Annotated in this window: 27 protein-coding genes; 11 read left to right on the plus strand and 16 right to left on the minus strand. The window is 71.8% G+C overall.

Annotated features, from left to right (window positions below; translation table 11 throughout):
• Positions 1-17 precede the first annotated feature (17 nt).
• Together LJ657_RS14435 and LJ657_RS14440 are read right to left on the minus strand one after the other, a co-directional pair.
• Positions 18-569, minus strand: a complete 552-nt coding sequence (locus LJ657_RS14435) for a PadR family transcriptional regulator (protein WP_232648986.1) — start codon at positions 567-569, stop codon at positions 18-20.
• Positions 570-600: 31 nt separating this feature from the next.
• On the minus strand, positions 601-2,616 hold the full coding sequence (locus LJ657_RS14440; protein WP_232648987.1) for an NADPH-dependent 2,4-dienoyl-CoA reductase: 2,016 nt from the start codon (positions 2,614-2,616) through the stop codon (positions 601-603).
• 116 nt (positions 2,617-2,732) lie between these two features.
• On the opposite strand from LJ657_RS14440, the gene LJ657_RS14445 reads away from it, so the two are divergent.
• On the plus strand, positions 2,733-3,893 hold the full coding sequence (locus tag LJ657_RS14445; protein ID WP_232648988.1) for a M20 family metallopeptidase: 1,161 nt from the start codon (positions 2,733-2,735) through the stop codon (positions 3,891-3,893).
• Positions 3,894-3,978: 85 nt separating this feature from the next.
• On the opposite strand, the gene LJ657_RS14450 is transcribed toward LJ657_RS14445, so the two are convergent.
• A complete protein-coding gene (locus tag LJ657_RS14450) occupies positions 3,979-4,347 on the minus strand; it encodes a hypothetical protein (protein ID WP_232648989.1) in 369 nt (122 codons plus the stop codon).
• 104 nt (positions 4,348-4,451) lie between these two features.
• Positions 4,452-5,327 carry a hypothetical protein gene (locus LJ657_RS14455; protein ID WP_232648990.1) on the minus strand — a complete coding sequence of 292 codons (876 nt, stop codon included), beginning with the start codon at positions 5,325-5,327 and terminating at the stop codon, positions 4,452-4,454.
• Between the two features lie 272 nt (positions 5,328-5,599).
• On the opposite strand from LJ657_RS14455, the gene LJ657_RS14460 reads away from it, so the two are divergent.
• The 3 genes from LJ657_RS14460 (at position 5,600) to LJ657_RS14470 (ending at position 8,982) form a co-directional block, all read left to right on the plus strand.
• Complete coding sequence (locus LJ657_RS14460) at positions 5,600-7,666, plus strand: SpoIIE family protein phosphatase (RefSeq protein WP_232648991.1); 2,067 nt, start codon at positions 5,600-5,602, stop codon at positions 7,664-7,666.
• A 127-nt stretch (positions 7,667-7,793) separates the two neighbouring features.
• Entirely contained in the window at positions 7,794-8,522 is a 729-nt protein-coding gene (locus tag LJ657_RS14465) for a hypothetical protein (RefSeq protein ID WP_232648992.1), read from the plus strand.
• A 22-nt stretch (positions 8,523-8,544) separates the two neighbouring features.
• Positions 8,545-8,982 carry a glutaredoxin domain-containing protein gene (locus LJ657_RS14470; protein WP_232648993.1) on the plus strand — a complete coding sequence of 146 codons (438 nt, stop codon included), beginning with the start codon at positions 8,545-8,547 and terminating at the stop codon, positions 8,980-8,982.
• A 32-nt stretch (positions 8,983-9,014) separates the two neighbouring features.
• Here LJ657_RS14470 and LJ657_RS14475 read toward each other — a convergent pair whose 3' ends face one another.
• Positions 9,015-9,824 (minus strand): putative protein N(5)-glutamine methyltransferase, encoded by an 810-nt coding sequence (locus LJ657_RS14475; protein ID WP_232648994.1) that lies wholly within the window; start codon positions 9,822-9,824, stop codon positions 9,015-9,017.
• 176 nt (positions 9,825-10,000) lie between these two features.
• Complete coding sequence (locus LJ657_RS14480; RefSeq protein ID WP_232648995.1) at positions 10,001-11,074, minus strand: YhgE/Pip domain-containing protein; 1,074 nt, start codon at positions 11,072-11,074, stop codon at positions 10,001-10,003.
• Between the two features lie 104 nt (positions 11,075-11,178).
• Between LJ657_RS14480 and LJ657_RS14485 the strand changes: the two genes are divergently transcribed.
• A complete protein-coding gene (locus LJ657_RS14485; RefSeq protein ID WP_232648996.1) occupies positions 11,179-11,616 on the plus strand; it encodes a MarR family winged helix-turn-helix transcriptional regulator in 438 nt (145 codons plus the stop codon).
• On the opposite strand, the gene LJ657_RS14490 is transcribed toward LJ657_RS14485, so the two are convergent.
• Both LJ657_RS14490 and LJ657_RS14495 read right to left on the minus strand, forming a co-directional pair.
• Entirely contained in the window at positions 11,613-12,323 is a 711-nt protein-coding gene (locus LJ657_RS14490) for a GNAT family N-acetyltransferase (protein WP_232648997.1), read from the minus strand. The genes LJ657_RS14485 and LJ657_RS14490 overlap by 4 nt on opposite strands.
• Entirely contained in the window at positions 12,320-13,234 is a 915-nt protein-coding gene (locus LJ657_RS14495) for an NADP-dependent oxidoreductase (protein WP_232648998.1), read from the minus strand. The genes LJ657_RS14490 and LJ657_RS14495 overlap by 4 nt, the downstream gene beginning before the upstream one ends.
• Positions 13,235-13,450: 216 nt before the next feature.
• Here LJ657_RS14495 and LJ657_RS14500 point away from each other — a divergent pair, with 216 nt between their 5' ends.
• The 3 genes from LJ657_RS14500 (at position 13,451) to LJ657_RS14510 (ending at position 15,574) form a co-directional block, all read left to right on the plus strand.
• Positions 13,451-14,056 (plus strand): sulfite oxidase-like oxidoreductase, encoded by a 606-nt coding sequence (locus LJ657_RS14500; protein WP_232648999.1) that lies wholly within the window; start codon positions 13,451-13,453, stop codon positions 14,054-14,056.
• Positions 14,049-14,831: a ferredoxin reductase gene (locus LJ657_RS14505; RefSeq protein ID WP_232649000.1), complete on the plus strand. Its 783-nt coding sequence runs from the start codon at positions 14,049-14,051 to the stop codon at positions 14,829-14,831. Before LJ657_RS14500 ends, LJ657_RS14505 begins: the two co-directional genes overlap by 8 nt.
• A 158-nt stretch (positions 14,832-14,989) precedes the next feature.
• Positions 14,990-15,574 (plus strand): Rv1733c family protein, encoded by a 585-nt coding sequence (locus tag LJ657_RS14510; protein ID WP_232649001.1) that lies wholly within the window; start codon positions 14,990-14,992, stop codon positions 15,572-15,574.
• A gap of 14 nt (positions 15,575-15,588) precedes the next feature.
• Here the strand turns inward: LJ657_RS14510 and LJ657_RS14515 are convergent, their stop codons facing one another.
• The 6 genes from LJ657_RS14515 to LJ657_RS14540 all read right to left on the minus strand — a co-directional run bounded on the left by LJ657_RS14515 (position 15,589) and on the right by LJ657_RS14540 (position 20,280).
• Positions 15,589-16,320 (minus strand): SDR family oxidoreductase, encoded by a 732-nt coding sequence (locus LJ657_RS14515; protein ID WP_232649002.1) that lies wholly within the window; start codon positions 16,318-16,320, stop codon positions 15,589-15,591.
• Between the two features lie 99 nt (positions 16,321-16,419).
• The gene (locus LJ657_RS14520) at positions 16,420-17,088 is read right to left on the minus strand and encodes a nitroreductase (RefSeq protein ID WP_232649003.1); all 669 of its coding nucleotides are present in this window, start codon (positions 17,086-17,088) and stop codon (positions 16,420-16,422) included.
• A 56-nt stretch (positions 17,089-17,144) separates the two neighbouring features.
• Positions 17,145-17,834, minus strand: a complete 690-nt coding sequence (locus tag LJ657_RS14525; protein WP_308117032.1) for a class I SAM-dependent methyltransferase — start codon at positions 17,832-17,834, stop codon at positions 17,145-17,147.
• A gap of 75 nt (positions 17,835-17,909) precedes the next feature.
• On the minus strand, positions 17,910-18,263 hold the full coding sequence (locus tag LJ657_RS14530; RefSeq protein WP_232649004.1) for a VOC family protein: 354 nt from the start codon (positions 18,261-18,263) through the stop codon (positions 17,910-17,912).
• 86 nt (positions 18,264-18,349) lie between these two features.
• Positions 18,350-18,838 carry a MarR family winged helix-turn-helix transcriptional regulator gene (locus LJ657_RS14535; RefSeq protein WP_232649005.1) on the minus strand — a complete coding sequence of 163 codons (489 nt, stop codon included), beginning with the start codon at positions 18,836-18,838 and terminating at the stop codon, positions 18,350-18,352.
• 83 nt (positions 18,839-18,921) lie between these two features.
• Entirely contained in the window at positions 18,922-20,280 is a 1,359-nt protein-coding gene (locus tag LJ657_RS14540; protein ID WP_232649006.1) for an 8-oxoguanine deaminase, read from the minus strand.
• Between the two features lie 118 nt (positions 20,281-20,398).
• On the opposite strand from LJ657_RS14540, the gene LJ657_RS14545 reads away from it, so the two are divergent.
• From LJ657_RS14545 to LJ657_RS14555, 3 genes are all read left to right on the plus strand, one after another.
• The gene (locus LJ657_RS14545; RefSeq protein ID WP_232649007.1) at positions 20,399-21,367 is read left to right on the plus strand and encodes an acetylxylan esterase; all 969 of its coding nucleotides are present in this window, start codon (positions 20,399-20,401) and stop codon (positions 21,365-21,367) included.
• Between the two features lie 98 nt (positions 21,368-21,465).
• On the plus strand, positions 21,466-22,632 hold the full coding sequence (locus tag LJ657_RS14550; protein WP_232649008.1) for a serine hydrolase domain-containing protein: 1,167 nt from the start codon (positions 21,466-21,468) through the stop codon (positions 22,630-22,632).
• Positions 22,633-22,761: 129 nt separating this feature from the next.
• Positions 22,762-23,517 carry a GntR family transcriptional regulator gene (locus LJ657_RS14555; protein ID WP_232649009.1) on the plus strand — a complete coding sequence of 252 codons (756 nt, stop codon included), beginning with the start codon at positions 22,762-22,764 and terminating at the stop codon, positions 23,515-23,517.
• Here LJ657_RS14555 and LJ657_RS14560 read toward each other — a convergent pair.
• Together LJ657_RS14560 and LJ657_RS14565 are read right to left on the minus strand one after the other, a co-directional pair.
• Positions 23,487-24,449 carry an anti-sigma factor RsbA family regulatory protein gene (locus tag LJ657_RS14560; protein ID WP_232649010.1) on the minus strand — a complete coding sequence of 321 codons (963 nt, stop codon included), beginning with the start codon at positions 24,447-24,449 and terminating at the stop codon, positions 23,487-23,489. The genes LJ657_RS14555 and LJ657_RS14560 overlap by 31 nt on opposite strands.
• Positions 24,446-25,348 carry an MEDS domain-containing protein gene (locus tag LJ657_RS14565; RefSeq protein ID WP_232649011.1) on the minus strand — a complete coding sequence of 301 codons (903 nt, stop codon included), beginning with the start codon at positions 25,346-25,348 and terminating at the stop codon, positions 24,446-24,448. Before LJ657_RS14565 ends, LJ657_RS14560 begins: the two co-directional genes overlap by 4 nt.
• Positions 25,349-25,413: the final 65 nt, after the last annotated feature.

Consider the following 25,413-nt stretch of genomic DNA (forward strand, 5'->3'; position numbering starts at 1 on the left):
CGCACGAGCCGCAGAGCTCACGCCGGTTCGGAACCGGGCAGCTCGGCGAACTCCTCCAGCGCGTGCGTGAGCCACTGCGTCCAGAAGGTCTCCAGGTCGATGCCGGCTCGCAGCACCAGGTGCCGCAGCCGGTCCTGGGGAGCGTCCCGGCCGGGCGGGAAGTCGCGCTTCTCGATCTCCTGGTACTCGGCCAACTGCAGCCGGTGCAGGTCGAGATGGCGGCGCAGGTCGTCCGCCAGACCCGCGGTGCCCACCACGGCCGCCGCGCGCAACCGCAGCAGCAACACATCGCGGTGCGGTTTGGGGTCCTGGGACGCGGCGGTCCAGCGGGCCAGTTCGGCGCTGCCCGCGGGCAGGACTTCATAGCTCTTCTTCTGCCCGCGGGCCGGCTGCTCGGCCGGCAGCGCCCGGATGTGGCCGTCCGCCTCCAGCCTTCCCAGCTCGCGATAGATCTGCTGATGGGTCGCCGACCAGAAGTAGCCGATCGACTTGTCGAACCGGCGGGTCAGCTCCAGCCCCGAGGACGGCTTTTCGAGCAGGGCGGTGAGGATCGCGTGCGGGAGTGACATGGAGTCATCCTAGGGACGGCCGCGCGGCCTGCTAGAGGGCCGCCGCCAGCTCCGTGCCCTGCTTGATGGCACGCTTGGCGTCCAGTTCGGCGGCCACGTCGGCACCGCCGATCAGGTGCGCGCCGACACCGGCGGCGACCAGCTCCTCGTACAGGCCGCGGCGCGGTTCCTGTCCGGTGCACAGCACGATGGTGTCGACGGGCAGGACGGTGCTCTCCTCGCCGACGGTGACGTGCAGTCCGGCGTCGTCGATGCGGTCGTAGCGGACGCCCGGCACCATGGTGACGCCGCGGTGCTTGAGCTCGGCGCGGTGGATCCAGCCGGTGGTCCTGCCCAGGCCCGCGCCGACCTTGCTGGACTTGCGCTGCAGGAGGTGGACCGTGCGCGGCGGGGCGGGACGCTCGGGGACGGCGAGTCCGCCCGGCGCCTGGTAGTCCATGTCGACACCCCACTGGCGGAAGTACGTCTCCGGGTCCTCGCTCGCCTTGTCACCGCCGTCGGTCAGGAACTCGGCGACATCGAAGCCGATGCCGCCCGCGCCGAGGATCGCCACGCGGTCGCCCACGGTCACGTTGTCGCGCAGCACGTCGAGGTAGCCGACGACGCTCGGGTGGTCGACACCCGGGATGTCGGGGGTTCGCGGGGTGACGCCGGTGGCGACGACGACCTCGTCGTAGCCCGCCAAGTCCCCTGCTTCCACAAGCGTGTTGAGGCGTACCTCCACGCCGTGCGCGTCGAGCTGGTGGCGGAAGTAGCGCAGGGTCTCGTCGAACTCCTGCTTGCCGGGGACCTTGCGGGCGACGTTGAGCTGGCCCCCGACCTCGCTCGCGGCGTCGAACAGTGTCACGTCGTGGCCGCGTTCGGCGGCCGACACGGCGCAGGCGAGCCCGGCAGGTCCGGCGCCGACGACGGCGACGCGCTTGCGCAGCCGGGTCGGGGACAGGACCAGCTCGGTCTCGTGGCAGGCGCGCGGGTTGACCAGGCAAGAGGTGATCTTGAGGCTGAAGGTGTGGTCGAGGCAGGCCTGGTTGCAGCCGATGCAGGTGTTGATGGCCTCCGGCTCACCCTCGGCGGCCTTGTTGACGAAATCGGGGTCGGCGAGCATCGGGCGGGCCATGGAGACCATGTCCGCGTGACCCGAGGCGAGCAACTCCTCGGCCAGCTCGGGGGTGTTGATGCGGTTGGTGGTCACGAGCGGCACCGAGACCTCGCCCATGAGCTTCTTGGTGACCCAGGCGTAGGCGCCGCGCGGCACGGAGGTCGCGATGGTCGGGATGCGGGCCTCGTGCCAGCCGATTCCGGTGTTGATGATCGTCGCACCGGCCTCCTCCACGGCCTTGGCGAGGGTGATCACCTCGTCGAGGGTGGAGCCGCCGGGGACCAGGTCCAGCATCGACAGCCGGTAGATGATGATGAAGTCCTCGCCGACGGCCTCGCGCACCCGCCGCACGATCTCGACGGGGAAACGCATGCGGTTCTCGTAGGAGCCGCCCCAGCGGTCGGTGCGCTGGTTGGTCTGGGCAGCGATGAACTCGTTGATGAGGTAGCCCTCGGAGCCCATGATCTCGACACCGTCGTAGCCGGCCTGCCGCGCGAGGCGGGCGGCGCGGGCGTAGTCGTCGACGGTCCGCTCGACGTCGGCGTCGGTGAGCTCGCGGGGCGGGAACGGGCTGATCGGCGCCTGCAGGGGGCTCGGGGCGACCAGGTCCTGGTGGTAGGCGTACCGGCCGAAGTGCAGAATCTGCATGGCGATCCGGCCGCCCTCGCGGTGCACGGCCTCGGTGATCCCCCGGTGCTGCTCGGCCTCCGCGTCGGTGGTGAGCTTGGCACCGCCCTCGTACGGCCGTCCCTCGTCGTTGGGCGCGATGCCGCCGGTGACGATGAGACCCACTCCCCCGCGCGCACGGGCGGCATAGAACTCCGCCATCCGCTCGAAGCCGCGCTCGGCCTCCTCCAGTCCGACGTGCATGGAGCCCATGAGTACGCGGTTGGGCAGCGTGGTGAAGCCCAGGTCGAGCGGGTTCAGCAGGTGCGGGTAACGGCTCATCGGGCCCCTCCGTGCGCAGTATGGTGCCTCTGTTGTAGAGGACCCCGCCCCCTTTTTGCAACTAGTTGCAAAAACAGAGAGGGGTGACACCGACCACCCCGGGGCACAGTGGCCTCATGAGCCCCGAAGACACCGAGGTGATCGAGCTCGCGCAGGAGCTGATCCGCCGCCCGAGCCGGGCCGGGATCGACGACTACGAGCCCGTCCTCGCCGTCCTCCAGGACTGGCTCGACGCCCGCGACCTGCCATGTCGGCGCCTCTACGACGACGCGGGCCGACCGATCGCCTTGCTGGTGGAGGTCGCGGGCGGCCGGCCGGGGCCGTGGTGGGCACTGGATGCCTGCGTGGACACCGCCCCGTACGGCGACGAGGACGCCTGGTCGTTTCGGCCGGACTGCGGGGACGTCGTGGACGGGTGGCTGCGGGGGCGGGGAGCAGCCGACTCCAAGTTGGCGGCCGCGATGTTCTGCCGGATCGCGGCCGAGCTGCGCGCCGGTGCGGACGACCTGCACGGCGGGCTCGCGGTGCTGCTGGACGCCGACGAGCACACCGGCGGGTTCGGCGGGGCCCGGGCCTATCTCGCGGACGCGGACGCGGTGCGCCCGGCGGGGGCGATGATCGGTTATCCCGGCCCGGACGAGGTGGTGGTCGGCGGGCGGGGGCTGTGGCGGGCCACGATCGCGGTGCGCGCGGAGTCGGGACACTCCGGGTCGAGGCGCGCGGCGCTCGGCGCCGTCTCCCGGGCGGCGCGGCTGGTACGACTGCTGGAGGAGGCCGAACTCCCGGGCGCCGAAGGCGGGTTCCCACTGCCGCCGAAACTGACGGTGACCTCCTGCCACGGCGGCGAGGGCTTCTCCGTGATTCCCGGCCTGTGCGAGCTGGGCGTCGACATCCGCACCACCCCGATCTTCGACGCCCGCGCGGCGGAGAACCTGGTCCGCACGGCGGCGGCCGAACTCGACCGGCGGCTGCCCGGCCCGGCCCCGACCGCGATCACCCAGGTGGCCTGCTGGCCGGCGTACCGCCTGGCAGAGGACGAGCAGCCCGCCGCCGCACTGCTGGAGGCCGCCGCCGGAGAGGGCCTCACGGTCCGACCGAAGACCGCGGGTCCCTCGAACATCGGCAACCTACTCGCAGCCCAGGGCATCCCGGCCACAGCGGGCTTCGGCGTGCGCTACGAGGGGCTGCACGGCGTGGACGAACGCGCCTGCCTGGCGGACCTGCCCACAATCCACACCGTCTACATGCAGGCCCTGCTGCGCCTCCTGGCGCCCTGAAGGGACGCGGGGAACTGCGCGACCGGCCACGACGGCGCCGCAGCCGATCGTCAACCCATCCCGCCGAACCCAGCGGAGCGCTTCCTCAGCGGGTTTCGAGCCGCACATGCAACTCCCGCTCCTGATCCCCGGAGGCCGAGGAAAGGTCCCGCACCGCGAACAGCGAGTCCAGCGTGGTGCGCAACCGCTCGATGGCCCAGTAGCCACCCTGCGCATCGGCCTCCACGGAGGACGAGAGCCGCGCGGGAGGTGGGCACTCATGCGCATCGGTCACCTCGAACGTACCGAGCCACACCATCGGCCGGCTCTCATGGAGCTGCTGCGGCACCTCCTCGGGCCCCCGGTCGGACTCGAAGCACGCACACAGGGTGTCGAACACGATCCGGGCGTCCTCCTTGCTGCATCCGCTGATCTCGAGGGATACGGGCTCCTCGTGCGGTCGCACACGGTCCATCGTGATCGCTCCTCTCGTGGCGGTGGCGCGGCGCCACGGGTTCCCCGCGAACCACGCCACATCCCCAGAAAAGCACCACAGCACGGACCGGACCAGCGAGAGGGTCAGCTCCGTGTGAAGCGGTACGTCTTGCTGTCCGTCAGAACGCAGAAGCCCGGCGACACGACGATCACGCGCAGGGTGCCGTCGCGGCGGTCGTAGTCGATGCCCTCGACCTCGAAGGTGCCCGAGCAGGAGCTGCGCAGCGGGAGCTGCCGCAGGGCGGTGACATGGCCGGAGACGTCCGACGTGCCGTTCGGCCGGGCGGACAGGTCGACCTGGAGGAGCGGCTTGGTGACGCCGAACAGCGTGCCCGCCGGGTCGTCGGAGGAGCACAGCAACGTGGTCGGGCCGGAGAAGTCGCAGCCCTGTACGTCGCGTACGGCGTGGTCCAGGTTGACGGTGGAGGCCTGCGGGAGGTTCGCCGAGGGCGAGGTGCTCGCGTTGACGCCCGGGGTCGGGAACACCAGGAAGCGGCTCATGGTGCCGTACTCGCCGGCCAGCATCCACTGTCCGTCGGGCGAGATCGCGACCCAGGAGTTGTTGAGTGCCTCGCCGGAGCTGAGCGTGTGGACGTACTCCGACCAGGCGCCGCCCGGTGCCTGTACACGGAACATCTTCGCGTTGCCCGAGTCCGCCTGGTAGGGCTCGACGTAGTAGCCGTTGTAGGAGGCGTCGGGGTCGCCGACGTGGTTCCAGCCGCGGCTGGAGACACCGGCGGGGATCGTGCCGATGCCGGTGTACCGGTTGGGGCTGTCGGCCGGGACCTCGACGGAGGCCAGGCCCTGGCTCTCGGTCAGCGGATCGGCGCGGTCCGAGCCCACTTCCGTCCAGGCGTCGGCCGCCGAGGCGGGCGGAGCGGCGGACAGGACGGCGGCGGCCGCAAGGGCGAGGGTGGCGGTGAGGGCCGCGTGACAACGTTGCCGGGCGCGCAGGGGCATGGGGGGCTCCTCGATGGGGGCGGGCGTGCTCGGCGGACAGTCTGGCCCGGTGATGTAGGCATGTACAGACCAAATCGGTAACGGGGGCTGTCGGCTCGGTGACGTTCCGTACCGGGTACTGTCGTCACGGCTCCGGGGGACGGCGCCCACCGTGTTGAGGGATGGTGGAGGTGGGCGACGGGGTCGTCACAGGGACGGTTGAGCGCGGTAGAACTTGGGGAGTCGGCACGGGGGACGGCGTGCCGCGCGAGCGGGCGAAGGCGGTGCGTGGAATGAGTGCACCTGGGTTTCCGGTGGCCGAGGGCGAGGGGTCGGTACGGCCGAGCGGGCTGCTCGACGTGCTGGGGGTGGCCTCGGTGGTCCTGGACGCCGAGGGACACATCGTGCTGTGGAGCCCGCAGGCCGAGGAGCTGTTCGGCTATCCGGCGCAGGAGGCCCTCGGGGAGTACGCGGCCCGGATCATGGTGCACGAGCAGCATCTCGACCTGGTGGTCAAACTGTTCGCCGATGTCATGGTCACCGGTCAGAGCTGGGCCGGGGCCTTCCCCATACGGCGCAAGGACGGCAGCACGCGCCTGGTGGAGTTCCGCAACATGCGGCTGCTGGACGACCACGGCGACGTCTACGCGCTGGGGCTGTGCGCCGACCGGTCGACCGTACGGCGGCTGGAGCGGGACGTGGCGCTGTCCACCCGGATGATCGCGCAGTCCCCCATCGGGCTGGCCGTCCTGGACACCGATCTGCGGTACGTGTCGGTCAATCCGGCCCTCGAGCGGCTCAACGGGATCTCCGCGGAGGACCACATCGGCCGGTCGATCGGTGACGTCCTGCCGCATCTCGACGTCGCGGCCATCGAGGGCGCGGCACGTCATGTGCTGGAGACAGGGCATCCCCTCGTCGACCAGAAGGCGACCGGCCGGACCCCGGCCGAACCGGACGAGGAGCGCGCCTGGTCGCTCTCCCTGTACCGGCTGGAGGACGCCGTCGGGACCGTGCTGGGCGTGGCCGGTTCGGTCGTGGACATCACCGAGCAGCACCGGGCGAGCGTCGAGGCGGAGGCCGCGCGCCGGCGACTACAGGTCATCGCGGACGCCTCCGCCCGTATCGGCACGACCCTGGAGCTGGACCGCACCGCCCGCGAACTGGCCGACGTCGCCGTCCCCGAGCTCGCCGACATCGCCGCCGTGGACCTGCTGGAGGCCGTGGTGGCGGGCAGACGCAGCAGCCTCGGCCCCGAGGAGCCGGCGGTGATCCGGGCCCTCGCCGTGCAGGCGGACGGTGCTCCCGAGGCGCTGCGGGCGGCCGACCCGCCCGGGCGGGTGACCCGGTACGGCCCCGACCGCCTGGTCACCGAGTGCGTACGCACCGCCCGGCCGGTGATGGTGCCGCAGGTCGAGGCCGCGGACCTGCCGCGCATAGCGCGCTCGCCCGAGGCGGCGGAGCTGCTGGCCGACGCGGGCGTCCACTCGTACCTGGCGGTGCCGCTGATCGCCCGCGGTGAGGTGCTCGGCGCCCTCGACCTCAAGCGCACGCACAACCCGCGGCCGTTCAGCGAGGACGACCTGTTGCTCGCCCGCGAGCTGGCGTCCCGCGCGGCCGTGCAGATCGACAACGCCCGCTGGTACCAGAACGCCCGCGACACCGCCCTCACCCTGCAGCGCAGCCTGCTGCCCAGCCACCCGCCGGTGACCGGCGGCCTCGAGGTCGCCTCCCGCTACCAGCCCGCGGGAGCCACCAGCGAGGTCGGCGGCGACTGGTTCGACGTGATTCCGCTGGACGGCGGCAAGACGGCGCTGGTGGTGGGCGATGTGATGGGCAGCGGCATCAACGCGGCGGCGACCATGGGGCGGCTGCGCACCGCGACCAACACCCTGGCTTCCCTGGACCTGGATCCGGCCCGGCTCCTGGAACACCTCGACAAGATCACCGAGGGCCTGGACCACTCGATCGCCACCTGCGTGTACGCCGTGCACGACCCGCGGTTGCGTCAGTGCCGGATAGCCAACGCCGGGCATCTGCCGCCGGCCCGGCTGCGGCCCGGGCATCCCCCGGAGCTGCTGGAACTGCCCACGGGCGTACCGCTGGGCGTGGGCGGGGTCGCCTTCTCCACCACGACGGTCGACCTGGAGCCCGGCGACCGCCTGGTGTTCTACACCGACGGACTGGTCGAGACCCGGCAGCATCCCCTCGACGAGCGCCTGGACGCCCTCTTGTCCCTCCTCGAAGGCCCCGACCGCCCACTGGAGGAGGTCTGCGACCTCCTGCTGCGCACCCTGCACCAGCCCGACAACTCCGACGACGTGGCGCTCCTCATCGCGCGGGTGCAGAAGCCGAGCTGATCGTCGGTACGGCTGGGCGGGGCTCTCACAGCAACTGATTACGGGTTCCTTATCGTCCGCATTCGACAATCACAGCAAGGCATGGCACGCAGATGCCGCCTGCCGTGGCCGATGGGAGCGAGCCGTGATGCACGAGCCGGACCAGGAACCCAGCGCCGGTGGCGAGCCGCCCGACGGGCGCTTCGAGCCGACGGCGGACATGGAAGTGATGACAGGGCCGGGCGGCCCGGAGCGCGAGCCGGCACGGTGGCGGCGCCGGTCCCGCCGGGCGCGTGCCGTGGCCGCGGCGGCCACGGTCGCCGTACTGGCCATCGGCGGCACGGTCGCCTACGCCGCCACCTCGGGCGGCTCCGGCCAGGGCGCCATGCCCTCGGCGTCCGGATCCGCATCGCCGTCGCCCCGCGGCCCCGGCGGCCGGCACGGTGTGGGCCCGTGGTTCGGTTTCGGGTTCGGCAGCCTGGGTGTGCACGGCGAGACCACGGTCAAGGACCAGGACACGGGCAAGTGGGTCGTACGGATCTGGCAGCGCGGCACCGTCGAGAAGGTCGACGGCGACCAGGTCACGGTCAAGAGCGACGACGGCGCCCGGTGGGCATGGACCGTGAACTCCGACACCACCGTCTTCCGGGACGGTACGAAGGGTTCGGGCGCCGGCGACCTCAAGAAGGGTGAGACGGCCCTCCTCGCCGGCACCCGCTCCGACAACGGCACCCGGACCGCGACCCGCGCGGTCTCCGGCACCTTCGACCACAACGGGCCCGGCGACCGGCACGGCAGGTTCCCGGGCAAGGGCAACAGGGACTGGCGCCACCACGCGCCGTCGCCGAGCCCGTCGGGCAGCGGCGCGACGACCTGACGCATCGGTAACCTGCGTCATCATGATGCGTTCTTGGAACTTGTCGCTTGTGCTGGTGCTCTGCGGCTCAGCCGCTGCGACTGTGCCGCTCCTCAGTGGCAGCCCGGTCGTCGCAGTAGCCCTCCTGCTGGTGTTCGTGGTGCTCGCAGGCGTGCACTCGCCGCTGGTCTTCCCCAAGTCGATCGATGCGCTGGAGGCGGAACGGCGCAGCGCGATCGACGGCCGACCGGTCGTCTTCTGGCGCTCGGGCTGCGCGTACTGTCTGCGCCTGCGTATCCGACTGGGCCGCAGCGCCCGTGAGTTGTACTGGGTCGACATCTGGCGTGACCCGGCGGGTGCGGCGAGGGTGAGGGCGGCCAACGACGGCAACGAGACCGTACCGACCGTCGTGGTGGCAGGTAGGCCGCATGTCAACCCCGATCCGGAGTGGGTGCGTGAACAGCTCTCGCCCTCCGCGTGATCGGGAGCGGTCTCCGGCCGACGAAGGCGAGTTCAAGGACGGACTCCGATCACGACATTGGCGTACAGCTCCTCGGAGGCCGTCAGACGTACCGTCAGTCCGCTTTTGGTGAAGGCTTCGACGGCCGCGTCGGTCTGCCGTTCGCTCGTCTCGACGAGGAGGCAGCCGCCAGGGGCGAGCCAGCGGGGCGCTTCGGCGGCGACGCGGCGCAGGACGTCGAGTCCGTCCGCGCCGCCGTCGAGCGCGACCAGCGGTTCGTGGTCGCGGGCCTCCGTGGGCAGCAGGCCGACCTCGCCGGTGGGGACGTAGGGCACATTGGCTGCGAGGATGTCGACACGGCCGCGCAGATGGCCCGGCAGCGCCGCGAACAGGTCGCCCTCGTGGACCCGGCCGCCGACGGCGCCGACATTGCGACGGGCGCACCGCACGGCAGCGGGATCGATGTCGGCGGCGTGCAACTGGACGTGGCCGAGGGCGGTGGCCAGGGCCACGCCGACGGCACCCGAACCGCAGCACAGGTCGACCACGACGGACGCGTCCGGGACCTGGGCGAGAGCCTGTTCGACGAGGAACTCGGTGCGGCGGCGGGGCACGAACACGCCGGGTTCCACCGCGATGCGCAGACCGCGGAACTCGGCCCAGCCGACGACGAGTTCGAGGGGCAGGCCGGTGACCCGGCGGTCGACCATGGCGGCCAGTTCCTCCGGCGTACGGGCCGCGGCCAGGATCAACTCCGCCTCGTCCTCGGCGAAGACACAGCCGGCGGCACGCAGCACGGCGACGACGGACTCACGCGTGGAGGGCGATGGCAGGGAGGAAGGCGAAGGAGACAAGGGAGGCATGAAAGCCGAGAGCCTTTCGGTAAGTCGAAGGGCGCTCTCGCGGTCACCTACTGCCGGCGACCCGCGTCGACTCGAGGCGTGAGCACCCGACCTGACACAGCGGTAATGGGTCTCACCTCCTCGGTCTTCGGTGGCCGGGAGATTCCACGGCCGGACGCCCACATTACCGCAAGGCGTCAGACGCCGACCGTCTCCTCGGCCTCTTCCTCCGCTTCCTCCTCGGCTGCCGCCTCGGACTTCTGCGCCTCGGCCACATGGACGGGTGCGGTGGCGCTCACGGGCGCCTCGGCCCTGCCCCGCGCCCGCTCGTACGCGGCGGCGATCGCCGTGACGGCGAGGCCCAGCAGCAGCCACGCGGCCAGCGTCCATACGTTGCGGGAGAGGCCGTCGCTGTGGAAGTACAGGAGGCTGCGGGCGCCCTCGACGAATCCGGCGCCGTTCCAGAAGGCGTGCAGCGTACCGAAGAAGCCGTTCTGCAGGTCGGGGCGGAACAGACCGCCGGAGCTGGTGAAGTTGAGCATGACGAACAGCACCATCATGGCGAGGGTGGTCCAGCGCTTGAGGAAGGTGTGCAGGCCGACGCCGACGAAGAGGATGCCCGCGGAGTAGAGCCAGGCCATCCCCCACAGGCTCGCGAGGTCGTGGTGGGCGAGGTGGAAGACGGGCCCGGCGAGCAGCGCGCCGATGCCGCTGACGACGGCGGAGACGCCGAGTGCCAGCAGGGCACGCAGCCGCATGGGCAGACCGGCACCGGCGGCGCCGAGGGCGGCGACGGAGGCATAGGAGCCGATGCTCAGCGCGATCAGCAGGAAGAACAGGCCCTGCCCGGTGGGATCGTCGTCGACCGGGGCGGCCACGTCGGTGACCTTGAGTACGGCGCCCTGCTCCGCGGCGACGGGCGTGAAGACCTTCTCGACGGCCGTGGCGTCCATGTCGGAGGCGGCGCTGGCGACCACCAGCTCCGGCGTCTTGGCGCTGGGCACGTAGGCGCCCGTGATGTCACGGGAGTCGAGCAGGCCGACGGCCTCCGAGCGGGTGGCGACGGTGCGGACGTCGAGCCTGTCCCCCGCCTTGTCCTTGACGGTCTGCGCGAACACCTTCACCTGCGGGCCGGAGCCGACGACGGCGACGGGCAGATGGTGGGGCTCCGGGGTCACGAACGCCCCCATGTAGGCGAACCCCATGCCGATGCACATCAGCAGCGGGGTGATCAGGTGCGTGATCACATGGCGCAGGGCCGGAGACCTCATCGCTCACAACCTCCAAATGGTTGGCTTATACAACTCTAACTTCAAGTTGTACTATACAACCAAGTGGGATGGGGTGGTATTCCGTGATGAACGAGGGAGGCCCGATGGAAGCAGACGAAGCCGTGGAGACGATCCAGCACGAGATGACGGTCTTCGCCCGCCGCGCCCGTGCCTCGGCCGGCCGTATGCACCCCGAGCTGTCGCTGGTCTCGTACACGCTGCTCGGGCATCTGGAGGAGAGGGGCGGCTGCCGGGCCACCGACCTGGCGGCGCACTACGCCCTGGACAAGTCCACGGTCAGCCGTCAGGTGGCCGCCCTGGAGCGGGCCCGGCTCGTCGAGCGGCGCCTGGACCCGGACGACCACCGCGTCCAGGTCCTGCACCTGACCGAGGCCGGGCGCCGGATCCTCGCCCAGGTCACCGACAGCCGCCGGGCGGCCTTCCGGGAGCGGCTGGAGGACTGGCCGGCGGAGGACCTGCGGCGGTTCGCCGGCTATCTCGTGCGCTACAACGCGTGGGCGCCCCCCGACGACGAAGCCTAGGATGCCGCCAACTCCCGTTCGCCCGTGAGGGGTTCGGGAGCCCGGGCCGCCAGGAACGCGGTGGTGCGGCGCAGCCGGAAGCCGAGGGACTCATAGAGGCGGATGGCGTTGGTGTTGCCCGCGCCGGTATGCAGGAACGGGGTCTCACCGCGCGCCCGGATGCCGTGGGCCACGGCGAGGATCAGCCGGGTCGCGAGGCCCTCGCCGCGGAAGGCGGGGTCGGTGCACACGGCGCTGATCTCGGTCCAGCCCGGCGGGTGCAGCCGCTCCCCCGCCATCGCTATCAGCGCGCCGCCCCGGCGTATGCCGAGGTAGGTGCCGAGCTCGATGGTGCGGGGCAGGAAGGGGCCGGGCCGGGTGCGTTCGACCAGGTCGAGCATCTCGGGCACGTCGGCGGCGCCGAGACGGACGGCCTCCGGGTCCGGTGCGGCGGCGATGCCGTCGTCGACGAGCTGCACGCCGTCCACATGGAAGGTGACCTCCCAGCCGGCAGGGAGCGCGCCGCAGTAGCCGGCGAGCGGCACCTCCGCCCCGGGGCCCGCCAGCGCCGCGAGGTCGGCCCAGTCGTCGGGGCCGGGCTCGTCGGGCAGCGCGAGCCACGGCGACACGCCCTCGGGGTAGCGCAGCACCCGGCCGCGCCGCTCCGCGAAGTGCGCGTGCGGGCCGGTGAGCGAGGCGAGGGCGGGGTTGTCCAGGACGTGGCTCATCGCGCGACCTCGATGACGATCTTGCCGCGGGCGTGGCCCTCCTCGACGGTGCGCAGCGCCTCACCGGCACGCTCCAGCGGGAAGGTCCGCGTCACGTGCGGGTCCAGGTCGCCGCGCACCACGAGGTCGGCCACGGCCGTGAGCCGGTCGGAGGTGCGCACCCGGGCGACGCGGGCGCCGCCCAGTTTCTCCACGACCTCGGGCGGGGCGCCGGCCGTGATCAGCTTGGTCCGGTCGGTGAGCAGCGTCGCCGCCTCCTCCAGGACGTCGCCGCCCACCAGGTCGTACACGCCGTCGACACCGCCCGGTACGCGCCCGGTCCAGCCCGGGCCGGACGCCACGTGCTCCGCGCCCAGCGATGCGATGAAGTCCTGCTTGGCCTCGCTCGCGAGCCCCACGACCCGCAGGCCCAGCGCGCGGGCGATCTGCACTGCCGCGACACCGACCCCGCCGCCCGCGCCGGTCACCAGGACGGTGGCTCCGGCCGGCAGGTCCAGCTGGCGGATTCCGTCGTACGCCGTCACGGCCGAGACAGGCAAGGTGGCGGCGTCGGTGAAGGAGAGCGCGTCGGGCTTGTGCGCGATCAGGTCGACCGACAGCAGCGCGTACTCGGAGTACCCGCCGACGACGGGCCGGCCGAACACGGCGTCCCCGAGGGCGAACCCCTCGACTCCCTCACCGGCCTCCTCCACGACGCCGGAGACCTCGCTGCCGAAGTAGGCGGGGAAGTCATGCCCGCCGCTCTCGCCGGCGCGGCGGTAGCCGGTGCGCTGCTTCCAGTCGACGGGGTTCACTCCCGCGGCACGCACCGCGACGAGCACCTGGCCGGGGCCGGGGTTCGGCCGGTCCACGTCCACGAGGGCCTCGGCCTCCGGTCCGCTGTAGCGCGTGAAGACGTACGCCTTGGGCATCTGCTCCCACTCTCCTTCGCTGCCGTCTGGCTCACCGGTTGTACGGGGCACCGGTTCCGGCACCACTCGCCAAGGAGGATCGGCGGCCGGCTATTCCCGGGGTGCCGGAGTCTTCATACGGCCTTAATGATCGCGGGCAGGCCCGGGGCCGGGGCACGCCTGACGAGCACGTACGGTTGACCGCGTAAGCAATCACTTCCGTCCCGCTGGATCCGCATGAACGTCACCCGAGGCTTCACCGGGCGCGCCCGCGTCGACAACCCGGGCCTGCCACCCGGACAGTACGACGCCGGCGACGACTGGCCCGTCCTGTCCGCCGAGGTCACCCCCGAACTTGCGCCCGCCGACTGGACCTTCCGGCTCGACGGGCTGGTGGAACGGCCGCGCACCTGGGACTGGGAGCAGGCGCACGCGTTGCCGGGGTCGGCGTACGAGGGCGACATCCACTGCGTGACGAGCTGGTCGAAGTTCGGGATGCGGTTCGGGGGCGTGTCCCTGGACACCTTCCTCGAAGTGGTGCGCCCACATGAGTCAGCCACCCACGCGGTCGCCTACTCGCACACCGGCTACACCACGAACCTCCCCCTCGCGGACCTGACGGGCGGGCGGGCCTGGATCGCCTGGGAGTGCGACGGGCGGCCCCTTGCCCCCGAGCACGGCGGGCCCGCCCGGCTGCTGGTGCCGCACCTGTACTTCTGGAAGAGCGCCAAGTGGATCGCGGGCCTGACGCTCCTCGACCACGACGAGCCGGGCTTCTGGGAGCAGAACGGCTACCACGCGCGCGGCAACCCCTGGCAGGAACAGCGGTACTCCGGTGACTGAGCAACTGACGCAACGGTCCACCTCCACCGGGTTCACTCCCCCGACCCGCTTCGCGGTGCCCGGCCGGATCGCCGTGAGCAACCGGGCGGCCTCGGTCTGGCAGACCGCCACACTCACCGAGATCCGCCGCGAGACCCCGCACGCGGCCACCTTCCGGTTCGCGGTGCCCGACTGGGAGGGGCATCTGCCCGGCCAGCACCTGATGCTGCGGCTGACCGCTCAGGACGGCTATGTGGCCCAGCGCCACTATTCGATCGCGTCCGCGCCCGACGACCCGGGGCACATCGAGCTGACCCTGGACCATGTGGAGGGCGGCGAGGTCTCGGGCTGGTTCCACACCGTGGCCGAGCCGGGTGACCAGGTCGCATTGCGCGGCCCGCTCAGCGGCTTCTTCGCCTGGCCGGGCGACCGGCCCGCACTGCTGGTCGGAGCCGGCTCCGGCGTCGTACCGCTGATGTCGATGGTGCGGCACCACCGCGCGCGCGGCCTGGCTGTGCCGCTGCGGCTGCTGGTGTCCGCGCGCAGTCCCGAAGAGCTCATCTACGCGCGCGAGTTCGGGGCGGAGACGAGGCCCCTGTTCACGCGGCGCGCACCACAGGGTGTGCCGGTGGGACGTATGGCGGCCGCACATGTGGCGCCGCTCCTGGACGAGCAGCCTCCGGGTGGGTGGGAGGCCTATGTGTGCGGTTCGAACGCCTTCGCCGAGCACGCCTCGCGGCTGCTCGTCGAGGCGGGGCAGCCCGTGGACCGGATCCGGATCGAACGCTTCGGCTGATCGCAGGACCGTACCGCGCGCCGTACCGCAATGAGCGATCTCCTGCGTGCTGGGTACCCGATGTCCCTGGGCACTCGCGCGCATACGCGGTGCGGAGGGACAATACGGACCGAAGACGATACGGCCCCTCCGGCTCCGGTGACGGCGAGGAGGTCGACATGCGAACCCGGGTGCGCGGCTGGCGCTGGCGGCGCAATCCGCTGCGGCGTCGGTCGGACATGGTCGAGGCGTGGACGGCGCTGGTCGTCTCGGTCCTGTTGTTCGTGGGCGCGCCGCTGGCGGGGGCGCTCGCAGGCTGGTGGGCCCATGACGAGGCGCGGGCCTTGGCGGTGGCACAGGGCGCCGCACGTCACCGCGTGCGGGCCGAGGTCGTCGGCAGGACACCCGACAGGCTGCCCTCGGTGCAGGGCGGCCGGGACCACTCGTACCGGGCGGAGGTGCGCTGGACGGACCCCGCGACCGGCACGCACACCGTGAACGCACTCGTCCCGGCGGGCACCCGGCACGGCGACACCGTGGCCGTCTGGTTCGACGCCCGGGGCAGGGCCGTTCCCCCGCCGCCGGGCGAGGCCCAGATCTGGCAGCACACCGTGACCATCGGCACCTGCGCCACGGGCGGCGCGGTCGCCGTGGTGCTCCTGGCGAATGCCGTGGTGCGTCGCGTGTCCACCGGCCACCGGCTGGGCGAGTGGGAGCGCGAGTGGGCACGGACCGAGCCGGAGTGGACCCGGCGTCGGGCGTGACGCACACGGGCCGGTCAGGCGGAGAGCCAGTCGACGTAGCGGGTGGGCGCGAGCTGCGCCTCCTTGTCGGTGAGGACGTCGCCCTTGACGGCGGCGAACATGCCGGCGGTGGGGTCGGTGACGACGGTGCGACGGTCGCCCTTGTGGGACAGGGTGATCCGGCCCAGCTCGTCCAGGGTGAAGATCTCGGGGCCGCCGATGTTGCGCATGCCGTTCAACGGGGCACCCACGGCGACCTCCGCCACCGCGGCGGCCACGTCCTTGGCGGCGATCGGCTGGATGGGGGTGGCGGGCAGCCGGACGGTGTCGCCGTCCGCGGTCCACGACAGGACGGCGTCCATGAACTCCATGAACTGGGTCGCCCGGACGATCGAGTAGGGGATCGGCCCGGCCGCGAGGATGGTCTCCTGGAGGGCCTTGGCGCGGTAGTAGTCCAGCTCCGGCACCAGGTCCGTGCCGACGATCGAGAGGATGACGAAGTGGCCGACCCCGCCCTTCTGGGCCGCGGCCACCAGGTTGTCCATCGAGGTCTGGAAGAAGGCCGGGGAGGCGTCGTCGAAGGTCGGGGAATTCGTCAGGTTGACCACGACGTCGGCTCCCGCCACGGCCTCGTCCAGCCCCCGGCCACTGATGACGTCGACTCCGGTGGACTGCGAGTGAGGTACCGCCTCGTGCCCGGCGGCGTTGAGGTTCTTGACGACCTGTGACCCGATCAGCCCGGTACCGCCGATGACTGCGAACTTCATGACATGCCTTTCGTCGGGGTTTTCCATGCGATGTGATCTATGCCCCACCTTGTCGGTGCGGCCAGGGGTGGTGCCTCGATCGGCGGAGAGCGGGCGGGTTCAGCAGCCGTCGACGAACGTGACCGTCTCGTCGAGCGGCGCCCGGCCCGTACGGGCACAGTCCACCGTGGCGTCCTCGAACCCGATCGACAAGCCGCAGAAGAGGACAAGCCCGTCCGGCGGCGACAGGATCTCGGCGACGGTCCTGCGATACACCGACCAGGCCATCTGGGGGCAGCTGTGCAGCCCTTCGGCGCGCAGCAACAGCATGACGGTCTGCAGATACATGCCGACGTCGGCCCATTGCGCCGCCCCCATGCCTCGGTCGATGTAGCAGAACAGGGCCGCGGGCGCGCCGAAACACTCCCAGTTCGCGGCCGCCGCCCGCTGACGCGCCTCCCAGTCCTCGCGCGAGATGCCGAGTGCTCCGTAGCGCTGTTCCCCGAAGGCGGATCGGCGCTCGCGGTACGGGGACTTCAGTGCGGGCGGGTACATCTCGTACTCCCGCTCGTCCCAGGGGTCGCCCGCGGCCACGCGCTCACCGGCGCGCTTCTTGAGTTCCGCCAGCGGCCCGCCGGTCAGCACATAGGCATGCCACGGCTGCATGTTCGATCCGGACGGTGACCAAGCGGCGGCGCACAGCACGCGCTCCAGCACCTCCCTCGGGACGTGCCGGTCGGTGAATCCGCGTACCGCCCGCCGGCTCGTGACCGCCTCGTAGACGTTCAAGATCGACTGCCTCCTGGCTGCTCAGCGCGTTCATCCTCGTTGCATGGGAGATAGTATCACTCGATACCATCTCCCATGTAACTATCGCTGGGCCTGAAAACGCCCGGCCGGCCGTCAGGCGCGGCAGCGCAGCATCTCAAGTGGGGGGCAGCTACGAAGTCCGCCCAGAAGTCGGCGCCGAAGGCGCGCACACCGGCGTCGGACACGTCCACCGGGACCCAGATCGGCTCGCCGAATCCCGCCGCCCGCAGACAGTGCTCGTAGACCTCGCGGCGCGGGGCGGTGGCGATGATCTCGATCGGCGGGTCGAGCAGCGCCGTCACCCGGAAGCGAGGTCCGGTCTCGGTCTCCTCGCCGGTCGCCTCGCAGAGAAAGCCGTACTTCTCCAGGGACGGCCCGTCGGAGACGAAGTCGGGTGACTGCATGAGCGCGAAGAACTCTGCGCCGGGCTTCAGGCTCCGGTGCACGTTGCGGCACATCCGTTCCATGGCGGCGACGTCCTGCGCGTAGTTGAGCATCTGAACCGCTGTGGCGATGTCGAACCGGCGCTCCAGAGGCCGCAGTTCGGACACGTCGCCCACCTCGTAGCGCACGCCGGGCGGATCGCACGCCTCCAACTCCCGTGCCACGGCGACCATTTCACCGGAGATGTCGATTCCGAGTACGTCCGTGGCGCCGCGCCGCCTGAACTCCCTGCTGTAGAAGCCGGTACCGGAGGCAGGGCCGAGGATCGACTTGCCGCGCACGTCTTAGACCATGTCCAGAATGCCGGGTACCTCCGCGTACTGCGTCAGCGGCAGGGACTTGAGAGGTGGCCGCCGTCAGGCGGGCTCCCACAGCTCGATCCGGTTGCCCTCAGGATCGGTGACCCAGCCGAATCGGCCGACACCCTCCATGTCCTGCGTTTCCTCGGCCACGTCCGCTCCCCTGGCGCGGAGTTGCGCGAGCATCGCATCCAGGTCCCGGACCCGGAAGTCGAGCATGGTCCGCTGGGCGCGGGACCCGAAGTAGTCGGTCTCGGACTGGAACGTCGCGAACACCGTCGGTCCGGCTTCCTGACGCCACAGGCCGTGCTCGTCGGCGTCGAGACCCAGGCAGTCGCGGTACCACGCGCTCAGGCCCGCCGGGTCCGCGGCCCGCATGAGATATCCACCGATTCCCAGCACCCGTTCCATGCCGCCATCCTGCCAGGACGGCGATCGGACGGGCCGGAACCGCGCCCTCGCAAGCTTCGTCCCGCCGCCGCGACGGCGGGAGCCTGCTACGACCCGTCGCCCTCGGGATGCGCAAAACGGGTCAGCAGATCCTTGAGCAACTCGGGCTCACCGGGCCCCAGTTCGGCGACCAGCCGCTGAGCGGGCCGATCAGCCGCCACATGGACTGCGTCGAAAAGTTCGAGACCTTCCGGCGTGATCGCCACCGCCCGCGCCCGCCGGTCCCCCGGAACCGCCTTGCGTACGGCCAGCCCCTTGCCCTCCAGGTCGTCCACGACCCGCATGATTCCCGCCTTGTCCGACCCCGTTGCCACCGCCAGGTCCCGCTGCATGGTGGGTCCTTGGTCGACCAGCACGATCAGCACGGCGAAATGCCGCAGTTCGATGCCGAAGGGCCGAAGCGCCTCCGACATGACCGCCGCCGCGCGCCAGTGCGCCCGGCGCAGCAGCAGGCCGAGCGCGAACGGCGATTCGTCCCCCGGGCGGTCGGTCGCACGCGAGGCGACGGTGGTGTCGTGAGGAACGTCGGCAGCCATGAGGCCAGATTACAGCCATTCACTCATTCGAAACGATCTCATTTGAAACCAAATGCGCCGGCGCGAACGCGGGAACCCGCCGACTACGCCTCCTGCTGCATCCTCCGTGCGATCCGCGCGTGATCGCGCAGGGCCTCCCCCAGTCCGGGCAGCACCGGCTCACCTCGGTCGACGAGCACTCGGCCCCCGACCACCGTCGTCCAGGCGCGGGCGGGCCCGCAGCGCAGCCACGCCTCGACGGGGTCGCTCAGCGCCCCCGCGAGGGCGACCTCGTGGAGGTCCCAGACGACCAGGTCGGCGCAGCCGCCCGGGCGCAGATGCCCCAGCTCGTCGGCGCGGCCGAGGCAGCGGGCGGAGCCGCGGGTGGCGATGTCGAGGGCGTCGCGTGCGGTCATCGCGCCGGGTCCGCCGCGGTAGCGGCCCAGCAGCAGGGCGCCGCGCGTCTCCATCCAGAGGGAGGCGTGGTCCGTGGAGGCGGAGCCGTCGCAGCCGATGCCGACGGGCAGGCCGAGTTCTCGCATCTCCCTGACGCGCGCGGTGCCGCCGCCGATGAGCATGTTGGAGCTGGGGCAGTGCGCGACGCCGACGCCCGCTGCCGCGAGCCGGCCGAGCTCGTCGTCATTGGCGTAGATGCAGTGGGCGACCCAGGTGCGGTCGCTCATCCAGCCGCAGTCCTCGAAGTGCTCCACGGGCCGGCAGCCGTAGGTCTCCAGGCAGTAGGTGTCCTCGTCGTGGTCCTCGGCGAGATGGGTGTGCAGGCGTACGTCGTGGCGCTCGGCGAGTTCGGCGGTCGCCGTCATGACCTCCTCGGTCACCGAGAACGGCGAGCAGGGCGCGAGCGCGACACGGATCAGGGCGCCCGGCGTCGGGTCGTGGTGGGCCTTGATCAGCCGCTCGCTGTCGGCGAGCACCTCGTCGACGGTCTGGGTGACGTTCCTCGGCGGCAGCCCCCCGTCCTCGACGGAGCGGGTCATGGAGCCACGGGTCGCATGGAAGCGGAAACCGATGTCGCGCGCGGCGCGGATCTCGGCGTCGACGAGGTACGGGCGGGGGTGGACGTAGAGGTGGTCGGAGGACGTGGTGCAGCCGCCCATCAGCAGCTCGGCCATGCCGACGTCCGCCGACACGTAGGCGGCCTCTTCGTCCAGGGCGGCCCACAGGGGGTAGAGGGTGGTCAGCCAGTCGAAGAGGGTGCCGTTGACAGCGGGGGCGTAGGAGCGGGTGAGGTTCTGGTAGATGTGGTGGTGCGTGTTGACCAGGCCGGGGGTGACCAGGCGTCCGGCCGCCGAGACGGTCGTAGGGGCCGCGGGCTCGGTCCCGGCAGCGCCCACCGCGGTGACCCGACCACCGGTGACGGCCACCCAGCCGCCGGGGATCTCGCGGTCCCCGTCGACGACCAGCAGTCCGGCATCCTTGACCAGCAGATCCACGGCCGACGTCATGGCGCCCATCGTAGACAGGTACGGCCGGAAAGCCCTGGCGAGCCGTCCGACCACCCACGTACGGTGTGATCATCCGCAAGGTCCCTTCGTAACTGTTCCTTCGCAAAGGCGGTCCTACATGGCCCTGTTCGACCTCCCCCTCGACGAACTCCGCGAGTACCGCAGCGCGTCCGTCGAGCCCGAGGACTTCGACGCGTTCTGGTCCAAGACCCTGCAGGAGGCCCGTGCGCACGACCTGGACGCCCGTTTCGAGCCGGTCGACACGGGCCTGACGACGGTCGACGTGTACGACGTGACGTTCGCGGGGTTCGGCGGCCACCCGGTGAAGGGCTGGCTGACGCTGCCCGCGGCGGTCGAGGAGCCGATACCGCTGGTCGTGGAGTTCATCGGATACGGCGGCGGGCGCGGCCTGCCGCACGAGCACCTGCTGTGGGCGTCCACCGGCCGGGCGCACTTCGTGATGGACACCCGTGGGCAGGGCAGCGGCTGGGGCGGAGGCGGCGGTACCGCGGACCCGGTGGGCGGCGCGCCGGCCTACCCCGGTTTCATGACCCGAGGCATCGACGCGCCCGAGAACTACTACTACCGGCGGGTGTTCACGGACGCGGTGCGTGCCGTCGAGGCGGCCCGCTCGCACCCCCTGACGGATGCGGCACGCACGGTCGCGCTCGGCGGCAGCCAGGGCGGCGGCATCACCATCGCGGTGGGCGGCCTTGTCCCGGACCTGACCGCGATCGCCCCGGACGTGCCGTTCCTGTGCGACTACCCGCGCGCCGCGACGGTGACGGACCGGCACCCCTACCGTGAGATCGGCCTGTTCCTCAAGACCCACCGCGGCCGCACCGAGGACGCCCTGCGCACCCTGTCCTACTTCGACGGCGTCCACTTCGCCTCCCGCGGCCGCGCCGCCGCCCTGTTCTCAGCGGCTCTTGAGGACCAGACCTGCCCGCCCTCGACCGTCTTCGCCGCGTTCAACGCCTGGGGGCACGAGGACAAGGCGATCGAGGTGTACGACTTCAACGACCATGAGGGCGGCGGCCCTTACCAGGAGGCGGCCAAGCTGAAGTGGCTGCGGTCGTACGTCTGAGGGTCCCGCCACCCTTCCCTCCAGCCCGACCAGTCGGTATGTTCGGGTGCCCGGGCCGGTGTCGCGGCCCGGGCTTCCGGCGGACGGCGGAGGACCCCATGGCGGAGCACGAGCCCGAGGTGCACGGTTACTGCGACGAGCGGTTCGCCGCGGTGCGGACGGCACTGGAGGAGAACTTCCGGGACCGGGCCGAGCTCGGCGCCGCGGTGACCGTCACCGTCGGCGGCACGACCGTCGTGGATCTGTGGGGTGGGTGGGCCGACGCGGCACGCACCCGCCCCTGGGAGCGCGACACGCTGGTCAATGTGTGGTCGACGACCAAGGGGCCGATCGCGCTGTGCGCGCACATCCTCGCCGACCGGGGGCTGCTGGACTTCGACGCGCCGGTGGCCGCGTACTGGCCCGAGTTCGCCGCGGCCGGCAAGGACAAGGTCCTCGTACGACATCTGCTGTCGCACCGGGCGGGGCTGTCCGGGCCGCGTGAGCCGCATTCGCTGGAGCAGCTCTACGACTGGGAGTTGACCACGCAGCGGCTCGCGGCGATGCAGCCCTGGTGGGAGCCGGGTACGCGGTCCGGCTATCACGCGTTCACCTACGGCTTCCTGGTCGGTGAGGTCGTACGGCGCGTCTCGGGGCTGCTGCCGGGGGCCTTTCTGGCGCGGGAGGTGACCGGGCCGCTGGCGATCGACTTCACCGTCGGGCTGCCGGAGAAGGAGGCAGGGCGGGCGGCCGAGCTGGTGCATCCGCCGGCCGCGTCGAGCAGCGAACAGACCGCGGTCTACAGCCAGTTGGGGCCGGAGGCGCTCGCCGCGCTGGCCAATCCGCTGGTGGGCGCGAGTGAGGCCAACACGCCGGAATGGCGGGCCGCCGAGATCCCGGCCGCGAACGGGCACGGTACCGCGCGGGCGGTCGCCGCGCTCTACGGGATCTTCGCGGGCCGGGGGTCCCACGACGGCCACCGCGTGCTGTCCGCCGAGGCGGCCGAGCGGGTGCGTGAGGGGCAGGGCAGCTGCCGGGACCTGGTGCTCGGCGCCGGGCTCGGGCATGAGACGGAGATCGGGCTGGGGCTGTGGCTGAGCGGCCCGAACGGCTCGTACGGCCCCAACCCGCGGGCTTTCGGACACGACGGCTTCGGCGGGTCCTGCGGGCTGGCCGACCCGGAGGCGGGGGTGGCGATGGGGTACGTGATGAACCGGATGGGGCCTCATATCGCGGACGACCCCCGAAAGACGGCCCTCATCGAGGCCGTGTACAGGGCGCTGTGAACGGCGCTCGGCGCGGACCGGTTTCGGCCGAACCACCGGGCCGGTCTTCCCTGGTGGTTTAGACCAATGCTAGACCTGGTGGCGCAATGAGCCCGCACGGCTACGTTCCGTCACCACAGGAGGCGCGGCATGGCCCGCACCACCCCGCCCGACCCTCCCCTCGCCGAAGGCGGACACCGAGGGGAGCCGCTGTACTGGCTCGTCGCGACGCAGCTGCTCGGCGAGCTGCGCGACGGCACCGTCCCGCCCGGTGAACGGCTACCGGGCGAACGGCAGCTGGCCGGGCACTTCGGCGTGAGCAGGGAGACCGTCCGGCAGGCGCTGGAGGTGCTGCGCCGGGACGGTCTGGTCGCCACCGACCGGCGGGGCAGCCACGCCACGCTGCCCGGCCTGCCGGTGGAGACGGTGTCCTCGCTGACCTTCCCGGTCGGCGCCCGGGTCGCGGACCCGTGCGCCGTCGACCGGGCCACGGTCGCCTGGGAGACTCCCCCGCCCGAGCACGCAGAGGCCCTGGGGCTCGCCCCGCGCTCGCAGACCCTCGTGCACCGCTACGAGTCGGCCGGCGCCGACGGCCGCGGACGCCGTACGGCCGTGACGTCGTTCTCCGCCGTGGCGCTCTCCGAGGTCGAGGAGCTGGCGCGCTACCGCGACCGCGCCGACGGCACCGCCTCGGCGCAGCTGCGCCGCGCCTACGACTGGATGCGCAGGGCGGGCCTGACCCTGCACCACCGGGACTCCATCACCCCGCTCTCGGACGCGCCCTCGGTGCGGGTCAGGCGGCGCGTGCACGACCAGTACGCGCGGCCGTTGGAGATCACCGACCTGGTGGTGGACGCCCAACCGGACGCCCTGGTCTACGAGTTCACGCTGCCCGCCGCGGGGTGACCACGCCCCGGGCGCCGAAAGTACAGCCGTACGACGGAGCCCGAGGGGTCCAGCCGGTCGGTGACCAGGTCGCTCAACTGCCGCACGAGCCACATGCCGTGCCCGCTCACGGCTACCGGCTCGGGCGGCAGATGACCGGGAAGGGGCGGGTGCGGCGGCACGGTGTGCGCGCCGCTGTCGGAGACCTCGCAGATCACATGGTCGCGGTCGCTGGGCAGCCGTACGACACCGTGTCCGCCGCCGTGGCGGACGGCGTTGACGACGGTCTCGTGCACGGTCGTCAGCAAGTCGTACGTCCGCTGCTCGGGCAGGCCCAGGCGGCGGGCGTACGCGGTGAGGGCGCGGCGGACGACGGCTGCGCGGCCGCGAGTGAAGGGGATGCCGGCTGCCGCGGCGGGCAGTCGCGCCGGGGCGAGCTCGTCGCACTCGGCGCCGAATTCGGCCGGGTCCGTGCAGTCGGCCGCCGTGCCGGGTTCGTGGACGAGTTCGGGGTGGGTGCGGGTGACGCTGCGGGCGACGGTCTCCGGGAGCACCCGGGTGCCGTACGGGCACAGGAACCAGTGGGCGGAGCCGGCGAAGGCGACGTTGACGAGGGATTCGTAGCGCATCCATTCCCGGGTCTCGAAGTCGGTGCGGCCCTCCCCGACCGGTTCGCCGACGACGCGGACGCGGCGGTTCGGCTCCTGCCGGGTGCGGTAGGGGTGGTAGCGGCGCAGCGTGCGCGACGGGTGGTCGTACCAGTCGTGGGCGTCGAAGCACTCGACGGGGCGGAAGCGGCTGCCGAGTGATTCTGCGAGCAACGTGATCTCGCAGGCGCTCACCACCACGACGGTGTCGCCCGCGTGCAGCCCGTCGCGGACGAAGGCGGCCGCCGTGTCACGGAACTGACCGTCCGAGGCGTGGCGCAGCGCCTGGTGGACGAAGCCGGTCACGGTCCTTCCCCTTCCTGTCCTTCCGGTGCGATGTGCAGACCAGGCACCCGGTCCCAGCCGGTCACCCGCATCACCCGCTGGACGTGCGGGGCGACTCCGGACAGTTCGAGGGTGCCGCCCGCCGCGTACAGGCCGAGCGCCGTGAACGCGAGCAGGCGCAGCGCGCCGACGTCGATGAAACGCAGCTCGTGCAGGTCGAGATGGATGCGGGCGCCGTCCGCGGCGCGTGCCCGGGCGCGGGCCGTCTCGGTGTGCAGGGCGCGGGCGACGGCCGTGACGTTGGTGTCGTCGACCTCCCCGGCGAGGGCGAGGCCGGGGGGTGCGAAGGTGCGGGTGATGGCGAGGACGTCGTCGCGCCACACGGCGTCGGCGCCGACCCGGCCGTGGTGCAGCCCGGCGAGCGGACCGAGTTCCGTCTCGTCGAAGATCCGGCGGTCGTACTGGCAGATGCCGAGGACGGGCAACGAGGAGAAGACGGGGCCGAGCAGCAGCTCGCTGTCGTGCAGCGTCTTGAGTTCCTTGCCGGCCTGGGCGCGCAGGACCTCCGTGCACACGCGCAGGCCGAGGAAGCCGTCGCCGACGGCGCTGCGGGTTTCGCGGCGGATCACCTCGTCCAGGTCCCACAGCCCCTCGGGGCCTGCGAGATGGGGGTCGACGCGCAGCCGGCCGGCCGCGAGTTCCTCGTCGACCCGGCAGCCGTGTGCCTCCAGGAAGGACAGGGCGACGCCCGCTGGGATGCCGGCGGGCGGCAGCAGGAGTCCGCGCTGCCCGCTGGCCAGGCCGTCCAGCAGGAACGCGACGAGGACGGTCTCCCGTTCCTCGTCCGTGTCGTAGCCGAGGAGCAGGTGGTCTCCCTGGCGCATCTGCCCCACGGTTTTCAAGGGGGGTGTGACGGCCATGCCCGTACCTCCCTCGGTGGACGGACCGCTTCCACGCTACGCCGGAAGCAGTCCTGCCGTGAGGG

The sequence above is a fragment of the Streptomyces guryensis genome, from assembly GCF_021261325.1.
In the GTDB taxonomy this organism is placed as follows: domain Bacteria; phylum Actinomycetota; class Actinomycetes; order Streptomycetales; family Streptomycetaceae; genus Streptomyces; species Streptomyces guryensis.

Coding starts and splice junctions, on each gene's coding strand:
- LJ657_RS14435 (WP_232648986.1), bottom strand. CDS start 569: ATGTCACTCCCGCACGCGATCCTCACCGCCCTGCTCGAAAAGCCGTCC.
- LJ657_RS14440 (WP_232648987.1), bottom strand. CDS start 2,616: ATGAGCCGTTACCCGCACCTGCTGAACCCGCTCGACCTGGGCTTCACC.
- LJ657_RS14445 (WP_232648988.1), top strand. CDS start 2,733: ATGAGCCCCGAAGACACCGAGGTGATCGAGCTCGCGCAGGAGCTGATC.
- LJ657_RS14450 (WP_232648989.1), bottom strand. CDS start 4,347: ATGGACCGTGTGCGACCGCACGAGGAGCCCGTATCCCTCGAGATCAGC.
- LJ657_RS14455 (WP_232648990.1), bottom strand. CDS start 5,327: ATGCCCCTGCGCGCCCGGCAACGTTGTCACGCGGCCCTCACCGCCACC.
- LJ657_RS14460 (WP_232648991.1), top strand. CDS start 5,600: ATGAGTGCACCTGGGTTTCCGGTGGCCGAGGGCGAGGGGTCGGTACGG.
- LJ657_RS14465 (WP_232648992.1), top strand. CDS start 7,794: ATGCACGAGCCGGACCAGGAACCCAGCGCCGGTGGCGAGCCGCCCGAC.
- LJ657_RS14470 (WP_232648993.1), top strand. CDS start 8,545: ATGATGCGTTCTTGGAACTTGTCGCTTGTGCTGGTGCTCTGCGGCTCA.
- LJ657_RS14475 (WP_232648994.1), bottom strand. CDS start 9,824: ATGCCTCCCTTGTCTCCTTCGCCTTCCTCCCTGCCATCGCCCTCCACG.
- LJ657_RS14480 (WP_232648995.1), bottom strand. CDS start 11,074: ATGAGGTCTCCGGCCCTGCGCCATGTGATCACGCACCTGATCACCCCG.
- LJ657_RS14485 (WP_232648996.1), top strand. CDS start 11,179: ATGGAAGCAGACGAAGCCGTGGAGACGATCCAGCACGAGATGACGGTC.
- LJ657_RS14490 (WP_232648997.1), bottom strand. CDS start 12,323: ATGAGCCACGTCCTGGACAACCCCGCCCTCGCCTCGCTCACCGGCCCG.
- LJ657_RS14495 (WP_232648998.1), bottom strand. CDS start 13,234: ATGCCCAAGGCGTACGTCTTCACGCGCTACAGCGGACCGGAGGCCGAG.
- LJ657_RS14500 (WP_232648999.1), top strand. CDS start 13,451: ATGAACGTCACCCGAGGCTTCACCGGGCGCGCCCGCGTCGACAACCCG.
- LJ657_RS14510 (WP_232649001.1), top strand. CDS start 14,990: ATGCGAACCCGGGTGCGCGGCTGGCGCTGGCGGCGCAATCCGCTGCGG.
- LJ657_RS14515 (WP_232649002.1), bottom strand. CDS start 16,320: ATGAAGTTCGCAGTCATCGGCGGTACCGGGCTGATCGGGTCACAGGTC.
- LJ657_RS14530 (WP_232649004.1), bottom strand. CDS start 18,263: ATGGAACGGGTGCTGGGAATCGGTGGATATCTCATGCGGGCCGCGGAC.
- LJ657_RS14535 (WP_232649005.1), bottom strand. CDS start 18,838: ATGGCTGCCGACGTTCCTCACGACACCACCGTCGCCTCGCGTGCGACC.
- LJ657_RS14540 (WP_232649006.1), bottom strand. CDS start 20,280: ATGACGTCGGCCGTGGATCTGCTGGTCAAGGATGCCGGACTGCTGGTC.
- LJ657_RS14545 (WP_232649007.1), top strand. CDS start 20,399: ATGGCCCTGTTCGACCTCCCCCTCGACGAACTCCGCGAGTACCGCAGC.
- LJ657_RS14550 (WP_232649008.1), top strand. CDS start 21,466: ATGGCGGAGCACGAGCCCGAGGTGCACGGTTACTGCGACGAGCGGTTC.
- LJ657_RS14555 (WP_232649009.1), top strand. CDS start 22,762: ATGGCCCGCACCACCCCGCCCGACCCTCCCCTCGCCGAAGGCGGACAC.
- LJ657_RS14565 (WP_232649011.1), bottom strand. CDS start 25,348: ATGGCCGTCACACCCCCCTTGAAAACCGTGGGGCAGATGCGCCAGGGA.